This window comes from Pyxidicoccus fallax (assembly GCF_012933655.1).
GTDB lineage: Bacteria > Myxococcota > Myxococcia > Myxococcales > Myxococcaceae > Myxococcus > Myxococcus fallax.
This window is the reverse complement of the sequence record NZ_JABBJJ010000012.1, coordinates 34,547-54,210: the sequence shown is the minus strand read 5'-3', so window position 1 is coordinate 54,210 and position 19,664 is coordinate 34,547. Positions and strand designations below refer to the sequence as shown.

10 protein-coding genes are annotated in these 19,664 nt (G+C 73.1%); 8 read left to right on the top strand and 2 right to left on the bottom strand.

Translation table 11 applies throughout. The features are described from left to right. Positions 1–24: 24 nt before the first annotated feature. Positions 25–690 (bottom strand): transcriptional repressor LexA, encoded by a 666-nt coding sequence (gene lexA, locus HG543_RS04280; protein ID WP_169343361.1) that lies wholly within the window; start codon positions 688–690, stop codon positions 25–27. 196 nt (positions 691–886) lie between these two features. Between lexA and HG543_RS04275 the strand changes: the two genes are divergently transcribed. The 8 genes from HG543_RS04275 (at position 887) to HG543_RS04240 (ending at position 18,255) form a co-directional block, all read left to right on the top strand. Further along, positions 887–4,216 carry a response regulator gene (locus HG543_RS04275; protein ID WP_169343360.1) on the top strand — a complete coding sequence of 1,110 codons (3,330 nt, stop codon included), beginning with the start codon at positions 887–889 and terminating at the stop codon, positions 4,214–4,216. Beyond that, positions 4,213–6,060 (top strand): sensor histidine kinase, encoded by a 1,848-nt coding sequence (locus HG543_RS04270; RefSeq protein WP_169343359.1) that lies wholly within the window; start codon positions 4,213–4,215, stop codon positions 6,058–6,060. Before HG543_RS04275 ends, HG543_RS04270 begins: the two co-directional genes overlap by 4 nt. Before the next feature lie 38 nt (positions 6,061–6,098). After that, positions 6,099–7,067 (top strand): FecR domain-containing protein, encoded by a 969-nt coding sequence (locus HG543_RS04265; RefSeq protein WP_169343358.1) that lies wholly within the window; start codon positions 6,099–6,101, stop codon positions 7,065–7,067. 238 nt (positions 7,068–7,305) lie between these two features. Beyond that, positions 7,306–8,961 (top strand): TolB family protein, encoded by a 1,656-nt coding sequence (locus HG543_RS04260; protein ID WP_169343357.1) that lies wholly within the window; start codon positions 7,306–7,308, stop codon positions 8,959–8,961. Positions 8,962–8,996: 35 nt separating this feature from the next. Beyond that, positions 8,997–10,898, top strand: coding sequence for a hypothetical protein (locus HG543_RS04255; protein WP_169343381.1), 1,902 nt, complete (start codon positions 8,997–8,999; stop codon positions 10,896–10,898). Then, positions 10,895–14,536 carry a flagellar motor protein gene (locus HG543_RS04250; RefSeq protein ID WP_169343356.1) on the top strand — a complete coding sequence of 1,214 codons (3,642 nt, stop codon included), beginning with the start codon at positions 10,895–10,897 and terminating at the stop codon, positions 14,534–14,536. The genes HG543_RS04255 and HG543_RS04250 overlap by 4 nt, the downstream gene beginning before the upstream one ends. A 9-nt stretch (positions 14,537–14,545) precedes the next feature. Continuing rightward, positions 14,546–17,704 (top strand): MYXO-CTERM sorting domain-containing protein, encoded by a 3,159-nt coding sequence (locus HG543_RS04245; RefSeq protein WP_169343355.1) that lies wholly within the window; start codon positions 14,546–14,548, stop codon positions 17,702–17,704. Next, positions 17,701–18,255 (top strand): FHA domain-containing protein, encoded by a 555-nt coding sequence (locus tag HG543_RS04240; protein WP_169343354.1) that lies wholly within the window; start codon positions 17,701–17,703, stop codon positions 18,253–18,255. Before HG543_RS04245 ends, HG543_RS04240 begins: the two co-directional genes overlap by 4 nt. 15 nt (positions 18,256–18,270) lie before the next feature. Here the strand turns inward: HG543_RS04240 and HG543_RS04235 are convergent, their stop codons facing one another. Then, the gene (locus HG543_RS04235; RefSeq protein WP_169343353.1) at positions 18,271–19,662 is read right to left on the bottom strand and encodes a response regulator; all 1,392 of its coding nucleotides are present in this window, start codon (positions 19,660–19,662) and stop codon (positions 18,271–18,273) included. Positions 19,663–19,664: the final 2 nt, after the last annotated feature.

Genomic DNA, 19,664 nt, shown 5'->3' with positions numbered 1-19,664 from the left:
GCCTTCAACCCCCGGGACGACGTGTCAGACGCGCCCGCCCTGCAGCTTGCGGTACACGCCCACCACCTGGCCCAGAATCATGGTCGAGCGGAACTCCGCCCGGCTCACGTAGATGGGCTGCATGGTGGCGTTGGCCGGCTGGAAGCGGATGCGCTCGCCCTCCGGGTAGTAGCGCTTCACCGTGGCCTCGTCCTCGATGAGCGCCACCACGATGTCGCCCGGTTGTGCCGCGGGCGTCTTCTTCACGAAGAGATAGTCGCCGTCGTGGATGCCGTCTTCAATCATCGACTGTCCCTTGACCCGCAGGGCGAAGACCTCGCGGCCGTTCACCCCCCCGAGCAGGAAGCTGTCGATCTTGACCGAGTCCTCCATGTGCTCCTGCGCGAGGAGCGGCGCGCCGGCCGCCACCTTGCCCAGCAGGGGCACCTCCACCATGCCGGCGTCCTTCTTCGCGCCCAGGCCCAGCAGCAGCCGCGCCCGCTTGGTGGGCACCAGCGAGCGGCTCTGCTGCTCGCCCCGGTTGAGATAGCCCTTGCGCTCCAGCGCCTTGAGATGGTCATTCACCCCGTTCGTGGAGCGGATGTCCATGTGCTCCCCGATTTCCCGAATGGTCGGCGGGAAGCCCCGGGTCTCCGTCTCCTTGACGATGAAGGCGAGAATCTCGCGCTGGCGTTCCGTGAGCTCTTCCATGCGCTCCCTCTCTCGACTGCCGTCCTGCCAGGGGCTCGGACGTCCAGGGTACAGGCTTTCAGTGCCACTCTTCCTGAACATACGTGTAGAGTCAATCCGTTCGGTGTCCCCCTGCGCACTCACCGTGCGTGCTGAACGGTTGCCTTTCTCACAGCTTGAGGAAGGACGTTGATCTCTGCGTACAATTCCGCCCGTCTTGTCAGAGCCCCGCCACACGCTGTTGTTCGTTGATGACGAGGCCGACGTCCTGGACATCCTCACGCGGATGTTCCAGCGCCGGTATCGGGTCCTCACGGCCACGAGCGGGCCGGAGGCGTTGGAAATCCTCAGGCGCGAGACGGTGGACGTGCTCGTCACGGACCAGCGCATGCCGGAGATGTCCGGCATCGAGCTGGTGGCCACCGCGCGCGCCGAGGGCTTCGACGTCACCGCGCTCCTGCTCACCGGGTACACGGACCCGGAGGACCTCATCGCGGCCATCAACCGCGGCCAGGTGTACCGCTACATCACCAAGCCGTGGGACGTGAACGACCTCATCATCACCGTGAAGAACGCGGTGGAGTTCACCCAGCTGCGGCGGGACAAGGAGCGGCTCATCCGCCAGCTCCACCAGCGCGTGGAGGCGCTGTTCGTCCTCTACGAGGTGAGCCGCGCGTCCGCGAACGACCCGGCCAGCTACGACAACATCATCGACCGGGTGCTCATCGCCGTGGCGCGGGTGCTGCCGTACGACTGCGGCGCGGCGCTCATCGCCCCGGACGAGTCGCGCAGCGCCACGCTGCGGCTGCGCTGCCAGGGCACCGTGGGTGAGCAGGCGCTGCTGGGCGTGAAGGAGTCCATGCTCGGCGCGTACCGCAAGAGCAGCGGCCTGCTCCTGCCGGAGGACAAGGTCATCACCCGCGTGGCGGGCACCACCACGCCGGACGCGGACGCGGCCAGCGTGTACCCCAGCCAGCTCACGGTGAACCTCGTGGCCGGCGGGCGCCCGGTGGGCATGCTGTCCCTGTTCAGCCAGCGCCCGGACGCCTTCAGCGAGGACGACGGCGTCCTCCTGGACGTGCTGGCGAACCAGACGGCGGACGCCATCCAGTCCCTGCGCTCGGCGGAGGAGGAAGCCCGCCACCGCATGGAGCGCATGGTGGAGTCCATGGCGGACGGCGTGGTCCTCACCGACGAGAAGAACGACCTCGTGGTGATGAACCCGGCCGCGCGGCGCCTGTTGCAGGCGGGCGACGACGCCGCGGGCTTCACCACGAAGATGATGGAGGACCTGCTGGGCTTCCAGCCCTTCCACCTGGTGCGCGGCTGGGAGTTCAGCGGCAGCCAGGTGCTGCGCGAGGAGGTGAAGCTCTACGAGCGGCACGTGCAGGTCACCGTCACGCCGGTGAGCGACGCGCGCGGCACACTGCGCGGCGTGTGCGTGGTGCTGCGCGACATCACCGACCAGAAGCGGCTGGAGGAGCGCAAGGACGAGTTCGTCTCCATGGTGAGCCACGAGCTGCGCACGCCGCTCACGTCCATCTCCGGCGCGCTGGACCTGGTGCTCAACTTCATGGCCGGCGACATCAACGAGCGGCAGCGCCGCTACCTGTCGCTGGCGAAGGACTCCACCGAGAAGCTCAACGCCATCGTCGACGACCTGCTGGATTTGTCGAAGTTCGCCAAGGGCCGCCTGCGGATGAACTTCGAGGTGGCGTACCTGGACGAGCTCATCCAGCGCGTGGTGGAGAAGTACCAGCCGGCCTTCGGCGAGAAGCGCATCCTGGTGAAGTCGATTCTGCCGCGGCACCCGTTGCGCGTGCTGGCGGATCCCAACCGGCTCAACCAGGTCCTCAACAACCTGCTGAACAACGCGGTGAAGTTCACCCCGGAGGGCGGCGACGTGCGCGTGGAGCTGCACGCCACCTCCAGCCTGCCGGGCTACGTGGTCATCTCCTGCTGGAACAGCGGCGACCCCATCGCCGAGGACAGCCTGGAGCGCATCTTCGACCGCTTCGAGCAGGCGCGCACCCAGGCCAACCGCACCGTGCGCGGCACCGGCCTGGGCCTGGCCATCTGCCGCAACATCGTGGAGGCCCACGGCGGCCGCATCTGGTGCGAGCCGTCCACGGACGGCGTGCGCTTCATGGCGGTGCTGCCCACCGAGCCGCCGCCCGAATTGCGCCACCCCGACGAGGCGGGCGAGGCGCCGGCGCAGCCCCGCCGCAAGGAGAACCGCGGCCGGGTGCTGGTCATCGAGGGCGAGCCGGAGGTGGGCTTCATCGCCAAGGCGCTGATGACCGCGCGCGGCTACGACGTGCGGCTGGCCTTCAACGCGGACGAGGGCGTGGCCGCCGCGCGCAAGTACCACCCGGACATGATTCTGGTGTCCGTGCGCCTGCCGGACGTGGACGGCCTTCGGCTGGCGGAAATCCTCCGGCACGACCCGGAGACGCGCCGCGCGCCGCTGCTCTTGACGTCCGCCTTCGACGAGCGCCAGCGCGCCTTCCGCGCCGGGGCGGACGCCTTCCTGGTGCGCCCGCTGGCGCCGGACAAGCTGCTGGCCACGGTGGACTCGCTGGTGCGCGGCCGCGCGGGCCCGGCGCACGGGCGCGTGCTGGTGGTGGACGACGACGTGAAGATCGCCACCATCTGCAAGGAAGTGCTGGAGAACATCGGCTTCGACGTGGCGCTGGCGGGCTCCATCGAGGAGGGACGCCGCTCCCTGCGCGAGCGCCGGCCGGACGTCGTCCTGCTGGACGTGACGCTGCCGGACGGCGACGGCTTCGTCTTCCTGGAGGAGATCAAGGCCGAGCGCGCCAGCGGCCACATCTCCGTCATCTTCATCTCCGCCCGCGCGGAGACGTCCTCCAAGGTGCGTGCCCTCAAGCTGGGCGGCGACGACTACCTCACCAAGCCCTTCGACGCGCTGGAATTGGGCGCGCGCGTGGAGAGCGTCATGCGGCGGCGGGAGCAGGAGCTGTCCGCCTCGCCCACCACGCAGCTGCCGGGCTCCACGGCGATTGAGCGCGAGGTGCAGCGCCGGCTGATGGCGCGGCGGCCCTTCGCCTTCTGCTACCTCGACCTCGACAACCTCAAGGCCTACAACGACTACTACGGCTTCGCGAAGGCGGACGGCGTGGTGCGCCAGACGGGCGACCTGATGCGCGAAATCTTCGCGCAGGAGGGCGCGCCCGGGGACTTCCTGGGCCACGTCGCCGGTGACGACTTCGTCTTCATCACCTCGCCGGAGTCGGTGGACCGCATCTGCCAGAAGGCGATTGAAACGTTCGACCGCATCATCCCGCTCTACTACGACCGGCAGGACCGGGAGCGGGGCCACATCGAGGCGGAGGACCGCTTCGGGGAGAAGCGGCGCTTCCCCATCATGAGCGTGTCCGTGGTGGCGGTGATGACGGATGGCACCCAGGACCACGCGGAGCTGGCGCGGCGCGCGGCGGACATGAAGAAGCGGGCCAAGGCGATTGCCGGCTCGGTGTTCCTGCGCAGCGACAGGGAGCGGGTGGTACGCTCCGTGGCCGGATGAGGCTCTACCAGCAGCTCGTCCTCTTCATGCTGGCCGCGACGGTGCTCCCCCTCGCCGCGGTGGGCTTCCTGTTGCTTTCGCGCGCCGAGGCCGAGCTGGCCCGTCGCATCGACGCCGCCCAGCGCGAGCAGGCCACGGCCACCGCGGAGGCGGTGAGCGCCTCGCTGATGGAGGTGGTGGACGCGCTGGCCCGCTCGGCGGAGGCCTTCGACTGGGAGGCCGCCACCGAGGCGGAGACGGCGGGCGGACTGCGGCTCCTGTACCACCAGTCCCCCACGGTGAGCGCGGTGCTGAAGCTGGACGCGGATGGCCAGCCGCTGGGCCACCCCGTCTTCCGGGCGCAGGCGGTGGACGGGCACCCGGCCTTCGACGCCGACGGCATGCAGCGGCTGGTGAACGCGATGCCGGTGCAGACGCTGCGCGGCGGCGGCAAGGGCCAGGCGGCGCTGGGCGGCGCGTACGTCCACACCGAGGACGGGCGCGCGGCGGTGGCCGTGGCCGTGAAGCTGGCGGACGGCGAGCGCGCGCCCTTCGCCGTGGCGGAGGTGGTCTTCACCTCGCTGGAGGCACTGCTGCACAGACGCGCGTCCGGCGGCCTGGGGCGCATCGACCTGGTGGACGAGTCGCGGCGCGTGCTGGCCAGCTCCGAGCCGGAGCGGCGGATGCAGGCGCTGGCGCCGGAGCTCGTCGCGCACCTGCTCGCGCCCACCGCCTCGCTGCCGGAGGCGGTGCGCAGCTTCCGCCTGGAGTCCCCCGCCCGGCGGGTGAGCGTGGCGCGCGTGCCGCAGGGCCTGCGCTTCGACGTGGTGGTGGAGGAGGACGAGGCCACCGCGCTGGCCCCGGTGCGCGCCATGCGGCGCACGGTGCTGGCGTCCATCGGCGGCACCTTCGTGGTGCTGCTCGGGCTGGGCGCCCTCTTCACGCGCCGCCTCAACCGCCGGCTGGCGGACGTGGTGGCCGGCGCCGAGGCGTACGGGCGCGGCGAGCTGGACAAGCGCGTGAAGGTGGAGGGCCAGGACGAGCTGAGCGAGCTGGCCACCACCTTCAACCGCATGGGCGCCGAGCTGGAGGCGGCACGCGCCCGGATGCTGCGGTGGAACGACGATTTGCGCGCCCGCGTGGACGAGGCCACCGCCGAGCTGAAGGCCGCGCAGGCCCAGCTGCTGGAGGCGCAGAAGCTGGCCGCGGTGGGTCAGCTCGGCGCGGGCGTGGCGCACGAAATCAACAACCCGCTGGCCGGCATCCTCGGCAACGTGCAGCTGCTCATGCTGGACCGCAACGACGCGGACCCGGACCTGGACACGCTGCGGAAAATCGAGCTGAGCGCCAAGCGCTGCAAGGAAATCACCCAGAACCTGCTGCGCTTCTCGCAGCAGCGCGAGCGCGCGGAGCTGCGCCCGGTGGACCTCAACGCCGTGGTGCGCGACGCGCTCAGCCTCACCGAGCACCAGACGCGCGGCGAGGGCATCACCCTCGTCACCGAGCTGGCCGAGGGCCTGGGCCGCGTGCGCGCCGACCCCGGCCACCTGTCCCAGGTGGTGCTGGCCCTCCTGTCCAACGCGCGCACCGCCATGCTGAAGACGCCCGTCAAGCGCCTCACCCTGCGCACCGGCGAGCGCGACGGCCGCGCCTTCCTCGAGGTGGAGGACACCGGCAAGGGCATCGCCGCGGACATCCGCCCGCGCATCTTCGAGCCCTTCTTCACCACCAAGGACGTGTGGTCCAACGTGGGGTTGGGCCTGAGCGTGGCGTGGCGCATGGTGACGGAGGCGAAGGGCACCATCGAGGTGCGCTCGGAAGCAGGGCAGGGGGCCTGCTTCACGGTGCTGCTGCCGAAGGCGTGAGCCCACGGGCGGGGGTGTGATAGCTAGGGTGGCTGTCCATGGCCGCCTCAAGCGCATCCCGGCGTCAGACGCCCTTCCTCGTCGGCCTGCTGCTCATCCTCGCGGCGCTGCCGGCCGGCTGGTTCCTCTTCCTTCGCGAGCCGCCTCCGCCGCCGCCCGCTCCCGCGCCGCCCGTGGCCGTCCAGGCCCCGGTGGAGAAGAAGCCGCTGGAGCTGGAGATATCGGAGGTGTCCGGCACGGTGGAGGTGCTGCACTCGGACGGCACCTGGCGTCTCGCGCAGGTGGGCACCTCGCTGCGGCAGAACGAGAAGGTGCGCACGCAGGACGGCTCGTACGCGATGCTCATCGGCGGCGAGGCCGTGGAGGTGCGCATGGACCCCGGCACCGAAATCTCCGTGCAGGAGCTGACGGAGGAGGTGTCCCGCATCCTGCTCTCCAACGGTATGGCGACGGCCGTCGTGCGGCCCGGGCGGCGGCACACCATCGAGGTGAAGGCGTCCAACGCGGACGCGGTGGCCCGGCTGGAGCAGAGCGGCGCCTTCACCATGAGCAACAACGGCCAGGGCACCGTGGCGGTGGGCACGCGCGAGGGCGAGGTGACGCTGCTCGGGCAGGGCAAGGTCGTCATCGTCCGCGCCGGGCAGCAGTCCGTCATCCGCCCGGGTCAGGCGCCCTCCGAGCCCGCGGCGGTGCCCAGCAGCCTGCTGCTCAAGGTGGACTGGCCCGCGGAGCGCACCCGCCGCGAGCGCGAGCTCGTCGTGCGTGGACAGACGGAGCCCGGCAGCCGCGTGGAGGTGGACGGCGTCGCCATCGCTCCGGACGCCCAGGGCAACTTCGAGCGCAAGGTAAAGCTGCGTGAGGGGCGGAACACCGTGGATGTCCGCGCCATCGGAGTGGCGCGTATTGAACAAAGAGAACGGCAGGACGTGGTCGTCGACACCACGCCGCCCCCTCTGAAAACGGACACGCAGGACATCTGGAATCAAGCAAACGACGCTTCCCGGTAGAGCCCTGTCGGTCAACCGGCCGCTTGCCTTGACCCCCGACGAGCGAGCTTCCTAGAGTCCTCCGCAGACGTTCCTGTTCAAGGGCAATCCAGGACGAAAGTCCTGGTGCGCAAAGCCGCGGGGCCTGAAGTCCGGCCGGCCGTGACCGCCGTGGGAAGCCAGCACCGGATATTCCGGGCCCACTGTGCCTTGTGCGGGGCGTGGGTCGTCGCTCGGAGTCTCCGGGAGGTCGTCGCCGATGCTGCGGACACTGGCCCTGGTTGCGTCGCTCTTCCCCGCGCTGTCCTTCGCCATCGTCCCGGAAGCCCGCGGCCCGCTCCCGGGCACGCGCCGCGCCGTCAATACCGGGCCAGGAGACCAGACGGACCCCCACGTCAGCGGGCCGCTGGTGGCCTATACGAACGAGGCCCGCGGCACGAGCGAGATTCGCTACCACGACCTGCGCACGGGCACGGACGCGGCCATCCCCAACAACGGCGCGTTCGACTTCGTGTCGGACGTGAGCGGGAACACGGTGGTCTTCACCCGCGTCAGCACCGCCAGCGCCATCTACACGTTCCAGGTGGGCGCCGAATCCTCCCCGGTGGAGGTGGCCCCCGAGCCGGGCAGCAGCCGGCGGGCGGCGGTGATTGGCGGCCGCACGGTGGCGTGGCAGGACTTCGGCTACACCGGCAACACGCTGCAGCCGGAGATCGCCGCGTACGACCTGGACCGGCACATCCTGACGCGGCTCACGACGGATGGCCTGCAGGACCGCACGCCGGCGGTGTCACCCGACGGGCGCACGGTGGTCTGGGCCAAGTGCGACGCGCAGGGCCTGTCCTGCGACATCTGGGAGGCCCGGTGGACGGGGAGCGGCTTCGCCACCCAGGCGCTCACCGGCGCCGAGGGCGAGGAGTCCCAGCCGGACACCAACGGCCAGGTGGTGGTCTACGCCAGCACGCGCATGGTGGATGGCGTCATGGAGCGTGACATCTACTGGAAGCCGGTGGGCGGCGGCGCCGAGCAGCGGCTGGAGCTGGCGGGCACGGACTCCAACCCCAGCATCAGCGGCTCGCTGGTGGCCTTCGAGCGCAGGGCCCCGGACCGCGGCGACTTCGACATCTACCTCCACGACATGGAGACCCAGGCGCTCTACGCGCTGACGCAGGGGCCGGAGAACGAGAACCTCACGGACCTGAGCATGGAGCCGGACGGCACGGTGCGCGTCGTCTGGACGGCGGCGGAGAGCGGCGACTTCAACGTGCACTCCTTCACCTTCCGCCTGCCGGACGCGCCGCAGTGCGTGCCGCCCACGAAGGAAGGGCGGCTGCCCATCGACGTGTGCGTGGACCCGCAGGGCTGGCCGCTGCTGACGTCCACGCGCGTGGTGCGCTCCACCGGCAACCCCAACGGCGTGTCCCTCGACTTCAAGGGCTCGGGCGTGGGCGTGCTGTGCGTGGACAATGGCCACGAGGCCCCGCGCGCCACCTCCGGCCGCGTCTGGCTCAACGAGCACGAGAAGGTGAACCCCTCCCACTTCAAGGACGATGACGCGCTCATCGCCGTGGGCGTGGTGATGGACGGTGAGAACGGCACCAACACCCTGACGGCCACCATCTCCGGAAACCCCGGAAGCGCGTACCGCATCCGCATGTACGGCGCGCCGCCCGTCTGCGAGGAGTCGGAGCCCGCCCCCGTGGCGCCCGTGTTTCCCCCAGTGGAGGCGGTGTCATCCATGACCTTCGTCCCGGAGGGGCGGAACGTGGGCCCGGGGCCGGGAGGGTGCAGCAGCACTGGCGGTGGCTCGCTGGCGCTGGTGGGGATGATGGTGCTGGCGCTGGGGTTGGCGCGTCCGCGGCGCGCGGTGGTGATCGCGCGGAAGGAACTTCGGCGCGGGGGCCGTGCCCTGTAGACTGAGGACCCCTGAACCGGTTCCTCCTCTCACTGCTGCTGCTGTGGTGCGCCCCGGCCTGGGCGGACACGCTCGAGCTTCTCGGGCCCTTGTCCGCCGTGGCGGCCGAAGGCTTTCCCGTGGCGGTGGTGCGCAGGGATGCGTCGGGCACGCCGGTGCCGGTGGGCGCGGCCTCCGTGGTGGCCGAGGGCGCGGACCTGCGGGACGGCCCCGAGCAGCCGCCGCTGCGCACCTTCGTGGTGGTGCCGCGTCCGGGCGTGAGGGACGTGGTGGTGCGCGCCAGCGTGGATGGGCTGGAGGCCCGGGCGCGCTACCCGCTGGGGCCGCCGGCCACGGAGGTGCGGCTGGCGCTGGAGCCGCCCGCGCCGGTGAAGGGCCGGGACAAGGAGGCGCGGCTCACCGTGCGGCTCGTGCGGCCGGACGGCACCGATGACGACAGCGGCGCGCCGCCGGTGGTGCGCGTCAGCACCGGCCGGGTGGAGGGGCTGGAGCGGACCGGGCCCGGCACCTACAGCGCCCGGTACGTGCTGCCGGACACACGCTTCCCGGAGGTGGCCATCCTGGTGGCGTTCTCCGCGTGGCCCCACCCGCAGTCCACGCAGGGCGCCTATGGTCGCGTGCTGGTCCCCCTGGCGGCGTCGGTGACGCTGCCGGGCACCACCGAGCCGGACGCGCAGATTTCCATCGGCATCGCGGGCCAGTCGTTCGGCCCGGTGGCGGCGGGGCCGGACGGCCGCTTCCGCCTGCCCATCATCGTCCCGCCGGGCCACCGCATGGGCGAGGGCCGCGTGGTGGACCGGGCCGGCAACGTGCGGCGCATCCCCATCGACCTGATGCTGCCGCCCACCGACGGGCTGGCGTGCGTGCTCCAGCCGCAGCGGCTGCCGGCGGATGGCGCCTCGCGGGCGCGGCTCGTGTGCGCCACCAGCGACCCGCTGGGCCGGCCCGTCGAGGACGCGCGGGTGACGGCGCAGGCGCGCCACGGCACGCTGACCGGCCCCACTCGCGCGCCAGGGGGCCTGCTGGAGTGGCGCTACACCGCGCCCCGCGCGCTGGCTCCGGACGAGCGCATCGACGCGGCATGGCCGCAGCGGGGCACCGGCTCACGTGAGGAGCTGGCGCTGCAGCTCGTGCAGGGGCCGGTGGCGGAAGTGGGCTTCACCCTGGCGGACGCGCTGGTGCACCACGGCTCCAGCACCCGGGCGCAGGTGACGACCCAGGACGCCTTCGGCCGGCCGCGGCCCGGAGCGGCGGTGGAGCTGCGGGCGCCGGTGGGCGACTTCTCGCCGCCGGTGGAGTCGCCGCCGGGCACCTTCACCACCACCTGGACGCCGCCGCCCTCGGGTGACGCGGCGGAGGTGACGGTGTCGGCCCGCGCCTGGGGCCCCGCGGGCAGCGAGCCGGCGCGCCTCTCCGTGTGGCGGGAGGGCGGAGCGCTGTACGCGGGCGTGTCGGACCTGGCGGGGCTGCCGGTGCCCTCGCAGCCGCTGCGGGTGAATGGCCAGCCGGTGGAGACGGGCGCGGACGGCACGGTGCGACTGGGCCCGCCGCGGCCCGGCACGCTGGAGGTGACGCATGCGGTGTGGCCGGGGCTGACGCGCACGGTGCACGTGCTCGGGGTGGACGGGCCGGTGTACCCGCTGGAGGCGTCGCTGGTGCCGGACGCCGTGTCGCAGCGGGTGCGGCTGGCGCCGGAGGTTCCCGTCAACGTGCGGCTGCGGGTGGAGGGAACTCGCGTGACGTACTGGGTGGAGGACGCGCGCGGGCAGGTGCTGGAGGGACGCGAGGTGCACGTGGCGCTGTCCGGCGGCGAGCGCGTGGACGAGGAGGTCCGCGACGGGCGCACCTCCTTCACCGTGCGGGCCGCCGGCCCGGTGGGTGTGTCCGTGGCGGACGTGAGGACGGGCGTGACGGCGGTGGCCGAGGTGCGTCCATGAGGCGCGCGGCGCTGCTCGTGGCCGTGGCGCTGTCCCCGCTGGGGGCGGCGGCGCAGGGGCTGTCCTCGGACACCGCGTCGCGGGCCTCCACGATTGCCGGCCAGGTGTGCCGGGACGTGGATGGAAACGGGCAGTGTGGCCCCGACGAGCCGGGCCTGCCGGACGTGCGGCTGGTGCTCTCCACCGGCCGCGAGGCGCGCACGGACGCGCGGGGCCGCTACCACGTCAACGGCGTGGACGCGCGCGTGCCGGACGCCACCGGTGGGCTGCACCTGCGTCCGGGGCGCCAGCGGCTGAAGGTGGACCCGCGCTCGCTGCCGGCCGCCAGCCGGGTGAGCCCGGAGGCCGCCACGGTGGAGGTGCCGTGGGGCGCCGTCGTCCTCCAGGACTTCGCCGTGCGCGACGTGGCGGTGGAGGCGCCGCCGGTGGTGCTCTCCTACGCGTCGGCGCCACCGGTGGCGGAGCTGGCGGCGGGCGGAGGCGCGGTGCGCTTCCTCGTGGCCGGACAGGCGGCGCCGGGAGACCGCGTCGTCGTGTCGGGCGTGCAGGCGGAGGTGGACGCCCAGGGCGCGTGGCGCGCGCTCGTCCCGTTGGTGGGCGGGGAGAACTCGCTGGCCATCACCGCCACCGCTCCGGACGGCGCGGTGCGCCTGTTCCGCCAGCGGGTGGACGTGGTGGCCCGCGACGGCGGGTGGCTGGTGGCGCCCCGGCCGATGGAGCCCGCGGGCTCGCTCCAGCTTCCCGTGGGGCGGGACGAGGCGGCGCCGAGCGGCACCACCCGCGTGCGCGTGGCGGCGCCGGAGGGCACGGTGGTGCGCACGCCTGAAGGCGAGCGCAGGGTGGGCCCGCAAGGGCACGTGGAGGTGCCGGTGGCGCTGGAGCCGGGCACCAACGCGGTGCCGCTGCACCTGGAGGTACCGGGTGAGCCGCCGCGCGAAGAGACGCTGGAAATCGCCGCGACGGCGCGCCCCTTCGCGGTGGGCCTGCTGGACGTGGAGGCCACCTGGGCGCCCGCGGACGGGGATGTGCAGCTTCGCGGCCGGGGCTCCGCGCACGCCGAGCTGCGGCTGGGCGACTTCGAGCTGGAGGGCGAGCTGGACCTGCGCGACACGGACGGGCGCACGCTGAATGGCGCCAGCCTGCCGGACTGGCTGCGCCCTCGCGCGCCCGAGCGCTTCGAGCGCTGGGCGGACCCGGACCTCACGCCCGCGGAGTGGGGCGACGACTCGGTGTCGCTGACGCCCAACGCGCCGGAGGGACGGCTGCGGCTGGAAGCCCGGCACGAGCGGTACGGCCGCGCCGGCCTGGGCAGCTACCGGGCGCTGATGCAGGACCGCGAGGTGGGCCGCTACCACCGGCCCCTCTTCGGCCCCTACGCGGAGCTGCGGACGGGGCCGGAGGCGCCCCGGGAGCAGCGGGACCTCCTGGAGGCGGAGCGGACGCCGGACGCGGCGGCGCGCGCGGGCGTGGACGTCTTCGGCGGGAGCCTCGCGGACCCCAGCCGGCCGCTGGCCGCGGTGCCCGCGCACGAGGAGCTGCGCGCCACCGGCGGCAGCCTCTACTACCTGGGCGCGGGGGCGGTGGCGGAGGGCTCGGAGCTGGTGCGCCTGGAGGTGCGTGACGGCGTCACCGGCCTGCCGCTGGCCGAGCACCACCTGGTGCGCGGGCGCGACTACGACATCGACTACTTCTCCGGCCGCATCCTGCTGGCGCGTCCGCTGTCCTTCCTCGCGGGCGAGTCCTGGCTGCGCACGGGCTCGCCGACGGAAGCGCCGGAGCCGGTGCTGGTGGTGGACTACGCGGCGCTGCGGCCCGCGGACGCCCGGGACGCGGCGGGCGGCGAGGTGTGGGCCGAGTGGGGTGGCGCGCACGTGGGCGTGGGCGCGGTGCGCGAGGACCGCGAGGGCGCGCCGTACCGGCTCTACACCGGCCGGGCGAGCGCGAAGGTGGGCGCGTACACGCTGCTGGCGGAGGTGGCCTCCAGCCGGGGCACGGCGGTGGAGCCGGGCCTCTTCGGCGTGTCGGACGACGGAGGCCTCAGCTTCCTGCGGCCTGGAGCGGGGCTCGGCACGGGCGGCGAGGCGCTGGGCCTGCGCGTGCGCGGGCCGGGCCCGCTGCGGGGCGGCGCGGTGGACGCGGCCTTCCGGCTGCGCGCGAAGGGCTTCTCGGACGGGGCTCACACGGAGGCGGCCCGCTTCCGGCAGACGTCCGTGCGCGTGCGCCAGCCGCTGGGGCGCCTGCGGCTGACGCTGCTGGCGGATGAGCGGCGCTCGGCGGACCCGCGCGAGCCCTTCGCGGACACGCGCTTCACCGCGAGCACCGTGGCCGCGGGCGTGGGCTGGGAAGAGACGCGCTGGGGCGCGTACCTGGAGCTGCGCGACTCGCGGCTGGGCGCGGCGGAAGTCCCCGGCGGAAGCCCCACGCTGTACGGTGGCCGGACGTCGGCGGGGCTCGCCGGCTCGCTGCGGCTGTGGGAGGGCGTGGCGCTGCGGGCCGCGCACCGGCAGGCGCTGGCGCTGCATGGCGAGGGCCTGGGCCGGGTGGACGACACCTTCACCTCGGCGGGCGTGGACGTGGACGTGACGCGGGACACCCGCGTGGGCGTGCATGGCGGCTGGGGGCCGGAGCTGGGCCCGCGCGCGTGGGCGAACGTGGAGTCGCGCGGCGGGCAGGACGTGTACTACGGCGGCTACTCGGTGGACGTGGACGGGCCGGACTTCGGCGCTGGCCGCACGGTGACGGGCGCGCGCACCGAGCTGCCCGACAGCGGCACCGCCCTCTTCGTGGAGGACGTGGGCGCGCACGACACGGACGCGGTGCGGCTGGCGCGCGCGGTGGGCCTGCAGCAGCAGGTGACGGGCGGCTTCAGCGTGGGCGCCCGCTACGAGCGCGGCGTGCGCAGCCTGCTGGACGTGGACAGCGCGCTGACGCGGGACGTGGCCGGTGTCTTCGGGCAGCTCGTGACGGAGCGCCTCCGGGTGGACGGCCGGGTCGAGCTGCGCCAGGAGGAGGGCATTCCAGAGCGCGGAGCCAGGACGCCGGTGGACCGGGTGCAGGCGGTGGTGGCGCTGGCCGCGCAGGCGGAGCTTCGCGAGGACGTGACGGCGTCCGGCCGCGTGGACTTCGCGCGCACCGCCGACGCGCGGGCGCTGGAGGCCCGGCTGCTGGAGGGCTACGCGGCGGTGGCCTGGCGGCCGGGGCCCTGGCTGGTCGTGGCGCGCTACGGCGTCACCCGCGAGCTGCGGCCCGGGACGCGCGCCGCTTTCGGTGACAGGGCGCTGCACGTCTTCTCGCTGCTGCCGGCGGTGCGGCTGGGAGACCGACTGTCCGTGGCTGCGGGGCTGCACGCGGGCCGCTCCAGCCTGGAGGACTCGGTGCGCTGGGTGTGGACGGGCTCGGTACGCCCGGCGGTGCGGGTGGTGGGCGGACTGGAGGTGGGAGCCGAGCTGGCGCGGCGCACCGCCTCGCCGGAGGGCGAGCGGCTGACCGCCGTGAGGGCGGAGGTGGCATACCGTGTGGATGAGCGTCTGCGTCTTGCCGCCGGGTACACACTCCTGGGCTTCAGCGGCTTGGGGCTGACGGACGACTCGACGGAGAATCAGGACCGGCTCTACCTGCGAGCCGAAGTGGCCTACTAGGAGCAAGCCGTGCGCGCCGCCATCGTCTTCAGCCTCTGCCTGGGCCTGGCCACCTCGGCGTCCGCCGAGCGGGATGTGCTGGGCTTCCCCGGGACGCCCCGGGCGCTGGAGGTCTGGCGTCCCGGTGTCTTCTCGGTGGCCGGGTCCTCGGTCGAGCTGTACGCCGACCCGCCCGACTCCCTTGGAGAAAACGACGCGGTAGGAACCTTCCTGTCACCCGCCAACTGCTTCATCGCGGTGAAGCAGCTCGGTGAAATCGTCAGCAAGGACAACTGCCGTCTTCCGACACGCGCCAACATCGTTCCGCCGCATCCCAACGACGACACCACCGGTGTGAAGCGGGTGAAGCACACCGCTTCCGGCACGGGCTATGCCGCGGTCGCGACCACGTCGTCCAAGCTCCTGCTGCTGACGTCGCCGAACGGGGTCCTGGGAGACACACCGTGGACACCCCTGCTGCGGGGGAGCGGACAGATGGAGCCCACGTCCGCCCTGGGCGTGGTGGAGATGGATGGCGGCGTTCCCCATGCCCTCTTCGGCATCGCGAGCGACCCCACCACGGACCTCATCTGGTACAGGCGGGACCAGGAGCAGGCGCGGTTTTCGATTCCTCCGACGCTGTCCATCCGACCTCCGGTGACGGTGGACCTGTTCGCGGGAGAGGAGCCGTACCCCACCGCGCTGGTGGGCAACTTCGACGGGCTCTTCCGGGCGCGGCTCGCCCCGTCGGGGACGACCTTCGAGCCCGTGACGGTGGAGCCCCCCGAGCCTGTCGCCATCCTGGGCGTGGACGTCAACACGGGGAAGGGAGACCTCCGCGGCGAGGGCTTCGGACTTGCGGTGGGGCTGACTCCCTCGGAGGACCTCGTCGTGCTGGGCGCCGTGCCCGCCGACAGCGCCGCGAATGCGGGCACGGAGTGGCGCGTGCACCGGGCCTTCGCGGGCCTGAACTTCCCGCCCGCGCCGACAGGCAACACGGAGGTGTCCTGCGTGGACTCCTCCTACTGCGTCATCGCGCTGTCCCGCCCGGACAGCTCGAACGTCATCATCTACAACAACGCGCACGCGCCGGAGGTTGAGGTTGACGCGGGCACGCCCCCCCTCGAACTCGACGAGGGGCAGACGGGCTCTTGGTTCAGGGCCTCCGCCACCGACGCGGACCTCGACGCGGTCCGCGTGTCCGTCCAGGAAGTCGGCGAGCCGAAGCTGAGCGTGATCACCACGGCCCAGCCGGACGCGCTGGACGTGCAGGTGACCGCGCTCGAGGTCTGCAAGGACGAGGCACGGGTGTTGACCGTCTACGCCTCGGACGGACTGGCGGACCACGTCCGGTCCGCGAACGTGAACATCCTCGTCAGCAACGTGCGGGGAACGGCCACGCCAGCGGCGGTGACGCCCGCGAGTGACTCGACTGTCGCGGGTGGCGCGTCCAGGGTCTTCAGGGCGGTCCCTGTCTCCCCTGCGCCCGCGGGAACGGGGCTGTGCCCGACGGCGGGCTATCGGTGGACCGGCCGGAACGGAGCGCCAGCGCTCGACACCAGCCAGACTGCCGGGGAGACCGGCACGGCGACGTTCACCCCTCCCGCGGTCCTGTGCCAGCCGCAAGGCGCCGTCTACACGTATGACGTGGAGGCCCTGGACGACCTGGGCGCGAGCGGCAAGCCGTCCGCGAGCACGAGCTTCAGCGTGACCGTGGCGCCCTGGGGCGCGCCCAACGCGCCCTTCGGAGAGGGCGAGGTGCGGCTGCTGACCTCGAATGCGAACGCGGGCGTGGACGTGGTGCGCGAGGCCCGCGCGCACGAGTGCATCGGCACGCCGGGACTGCCCCCGGTGGAGACGGTGTGGCGGCTGCGCGAGCCCGGCGCGCTGCCCGCGGGCATCACCGTGAGGGACGCGAGCGGCGCCGCCGTCTCGCTGGACTCGCCGGTGGTGAGCCACCAGCTCCGGGTGGAGGCGGCGGCGTGCACGCGCGCGCCCCTGACGTTCGTCGCCCGCAACCGCATCGAGAGCGCCGCCGGGGGCGTGCAGGAGGGCCCCGAGTCGACGGTCCTCGTGTCGGTGGAGCCTCCGGTGGAGGACGTCACCGCCGCCCGGATGGACCTCACGGCGACGCCCACGGCGGACGGGGCGGTGGACGTCCAGCTCGGGACGTCGCTGCTCTGCCCGGCCCAGTACGGGCCGCGAGCGAGGATGTCCCTGCGGGACACGAGCGGCGCGACGCTGGACGAAGCGGTGGTGGACGTGCCCGGGACGTGGAGGCCGACCCTCCCGACGACGTGCTCGGCCCGGGAGTACGTGGTCCGGGGCGAGCTCTTCACCGTCGACGAGGGCACCGGGACGCAACTCAACGGAGGCACGGCGGAGACGCGCGTGCTCACGGAGGCGCGTCAGCCCGTGCTGGGCACGCTGGAGGGCGGGGCGCTGGAGGCCCGCTGCGGCGAGGGCGCGACGGCCACGCTCACGCAGACGTTCCCTGCCGACGCGTGCCGCGATGTGAGCCTCTCCTGGTCCCAGGTGAGCGGGCCCGCGCTCGAGGACGGCGCGCTGTCCGGCGAGCAGGTCACCGTCTCCACGCGCGACGCGGAGCTGGAGGCGCTCGTCGGCGCGTCCGTCGTCCTGCGAGTCACCGCGGACGCGGGCAGCGGGAAGACCGCGTCGACGGACCACGAGGTCCCCATCACCGTGGCCCCCTTCGTGGACGTGGCGCGCGAGTCGGAGCCCGTCGTGGGCGCGGAGACGGGGCTCGCGGGCGTGGTGGCGCGGCTGCGCAACACCTCGGCGTGCCGCGTGGGCACCCTCGTCCACCGCGAGCGCGTGGAGGGAGTGGAGTGGGTCCGCGGCAGCGTGAAGCTGGACGGCCGGCCCGTGGTGGAGCGCGAGGTGGAGGGCGGCTTCGAGGTGGAGGGCATCGCGCTGGAGGCCGGTGCCACCGGCACGCTGACGTACGTCATCCGTCCCGCGCTGCTGGGCTCGCCGCGCTTCGCCGGTGAGGTGTTCCTCAACCGGGTGCGCGTGTCCGGGAGCATTCCCGAGGCCTCCACATCCAGTTGCGGCTGCTCGGGCGGCGGCTCCGGGGCGGCCGCGTTCGGGCTGCTGGCGCTGGCGCGGCTGCTGCGCCGTCGCCGGGTCGGCGGGCAGGGCGGGCGCGCCGGGGGCCTGCCGCGGTGACCTCGCCCTCCAGTGTCCAGGGAGCCACCCCCGTCGGGGGGAAGTGGCTGCGGGACTACTGCCTCACGCTCACGCGAGAGGACTTCGAGCGCCAGCATCCGCACCCCTGGCTCGTGCTCGGGCTGGAGGAGGGGGAGGAGGACCTCACCCTCCACACCGTGGCCGGCTCGGAGCTGGGCATCCTGGGCGGTGGGCAGCGGCCGCTGCTGAGCCTCCGCTCCGGCAGCATCTCCTTCCTCCCGCTGCGCGAGCGGCCGGGGCATCCCCTGGAAGACGGCCTCACGGTGGGGCGCTCGCGGGACAACGACGTCGTCCTGCAGCACGCGTCCGTGTCCAAGCTCCACGCGCGCTTCACCCTCAAGGCGGGGCAGTGGTGGCTGGCGGATGCCGGCAGCCTCAACGGCACCTTCATGAGCTTCCGCCCGGTGCCGTCCGGACAGGGGCTTCCCATTCCGGACCGCGCGCCCCTCAAGTTCGGAAGCCTGCGCTGCACGGTGCTGCTGCGCTCCGGCGACCTCCACGACGTGCTGGCGGGCGGGACGGCGCGCTGAGGCGCGCGCGGGCCGTCAGAGTCCGAAGGTGATGCGGTGGCGGCGGCTCGGAGCCTCGGGCCGCTCCTCCAGCACGCCGAGCAGCTCCAGCGCGCGCAGCGTGGCCAGGGCCTGGCGCTCGGACAGGTCGGTGAGGGCCAGCAGGTCCTCCACCGTCTTGCTGCCGTCCGCGTACGCGAGCAGCAGCGCCTGGGGCCCTTGGAGCTTCAGCTCGTGCAGGCCATAGGGCGGGTCCGCGGTGGGGAAGAGGCGGCGCGAGGGCGGCATGCGCTGGCGCAGCGCCACCAGCGTCTCCGTCTTCTCCACGCCCTCCAGCACCAGGTCCCCGGGGAAGACGGACAGCTTCACGAGGTCCGCGCGCTGGGGCCGCATGGCGCTGAAGCCGTAGTGGCCCTCCGTCCACGTGAAGGTGGACCAGAGGATTTCCTTCACCTGCTCCTCCAGGAGCTGCTGGCGCCGCGCGGCGTCCATGAGGCCCAGGCGCAGCAGGGCCTCGCCGGTGCGCAGGCCGTGCTCCTTCGCGTACGCGGCCACCTCCGCGAGGCGGGCCTCGTTCAGCACGCCCCGGCGGACGCAGAAGCGGCCGAAGCGCTCCTGGGCCAGGTTGGAGGCCGCGTAGACGATGTGGCCGCCCTCGAAATAGACGACCTTGAGAACGGAGCCCTGCTTGAGCTTCAGCTCTCCGTGGTGGCGCGCCTCGTAGTACGCGTTGAGCAGGCGGGGGACGGAGGTGTCCTTGAGGTCCCCGCCGAGCGACCACTCGGGCAGGGCGCCGCGCGCGGGCGTGGCCATCGAGGTGACGCTGCTCCACACCCGCTGGCGGTGCTCGAAGGGCAGGGGGAGGGCGTGCTCGCCGTCATCGGTGATGGGCAGGGCCTCCGTGTCGGAGACGGCCTGCATGGAGTCGGCGGCGTCACTGGGACTGCCGGACTCGGGGAGGAGCTCCTCCAGCACGATGAGTTCCTCGTCGTCGAGCAGCACGTCGGACGACGGGGCCTCCGGGACGGGGGGCGCGGAGCGGGGCACGGGCGCGACGCCGCCGGCGGTCTCCAGGGCCTCGAGGACGGTGTTCAGCTCGAAGGGCTTGGCGAAGAAGGCGCGGGCGCCGTGGACCTCGACGGCCTCCTGGGCGAAGCGGTCCCCCTTGTAGACGCCGCTGACGGCGATGGAGGGGACGCCGTGGGCGCGCAGGGCGGCCAGCACCTCGCTGCCGCGGATGTCGGGCAGCAGCAGGTCCACCAGGGCGGCGTCCCACTTGGAGCCGGGGCCGAGCGCCTCCAGGGCGGACTCGCCGGTATGAGCGGCCCGCGCCTCGTGACCCCGGCCCTGGGCGGCCGAAACGATGAGGGAGGCCAGCTCGTGGTTGTCTTCGACGATGAGCAGTCGCGCCATGGGCGCGCAGACCATAG

What these genes read in the sequence shown, in the direction of transcription:
- lexA (WP_169343361.1), bottom strand. Translation starts at nt 690, where the DNA reads ATGGAAGAGCTCACGGAACGCCAGCGCGAGATTCTCGCCTTCATCGTC.
- HG543_RS04270 (WP_169343359.1), top strand. Translation starts at nt 4,213, where the DNA reads ATGAGGCTCTACCAGCAGCTCGTCCTCTTCATGCTGGCCGCGACGGTG.
- HG543_RS04265 (WP_169343358.1), top strand. Translation starts at nt 6,099, where the DNA reads ATGGCCGCCTCAAGCGCATCCCGGCGTCAGACGCCCTTCCTCGTCGGC.
- HG543_RS04260 (WP_169343357.1), top strand. Translation starts at nt 7,306, where the DNA reads ATGCTGCGGACACTGGCCCTGGTTGCGTCGCTCTTCCCCGCGCTGTCC.
- HG543_RS04250 (WP_169343356.1), top strand. Translation starts at nt 10,895, where the DNA reads ATGAGGCGCGCGGCGCTGCTCGTGGCCGTGGCGCTGTCCCCGCTGGGG.
- HG543_RS04235 (WP_169343353.1), bottom strand. Translation starts at nt 19,662, where the DNA reads ATGGTCTGCGCGCCCATGGCGCGACTGCTCATCGTCGAAGACAACCAC.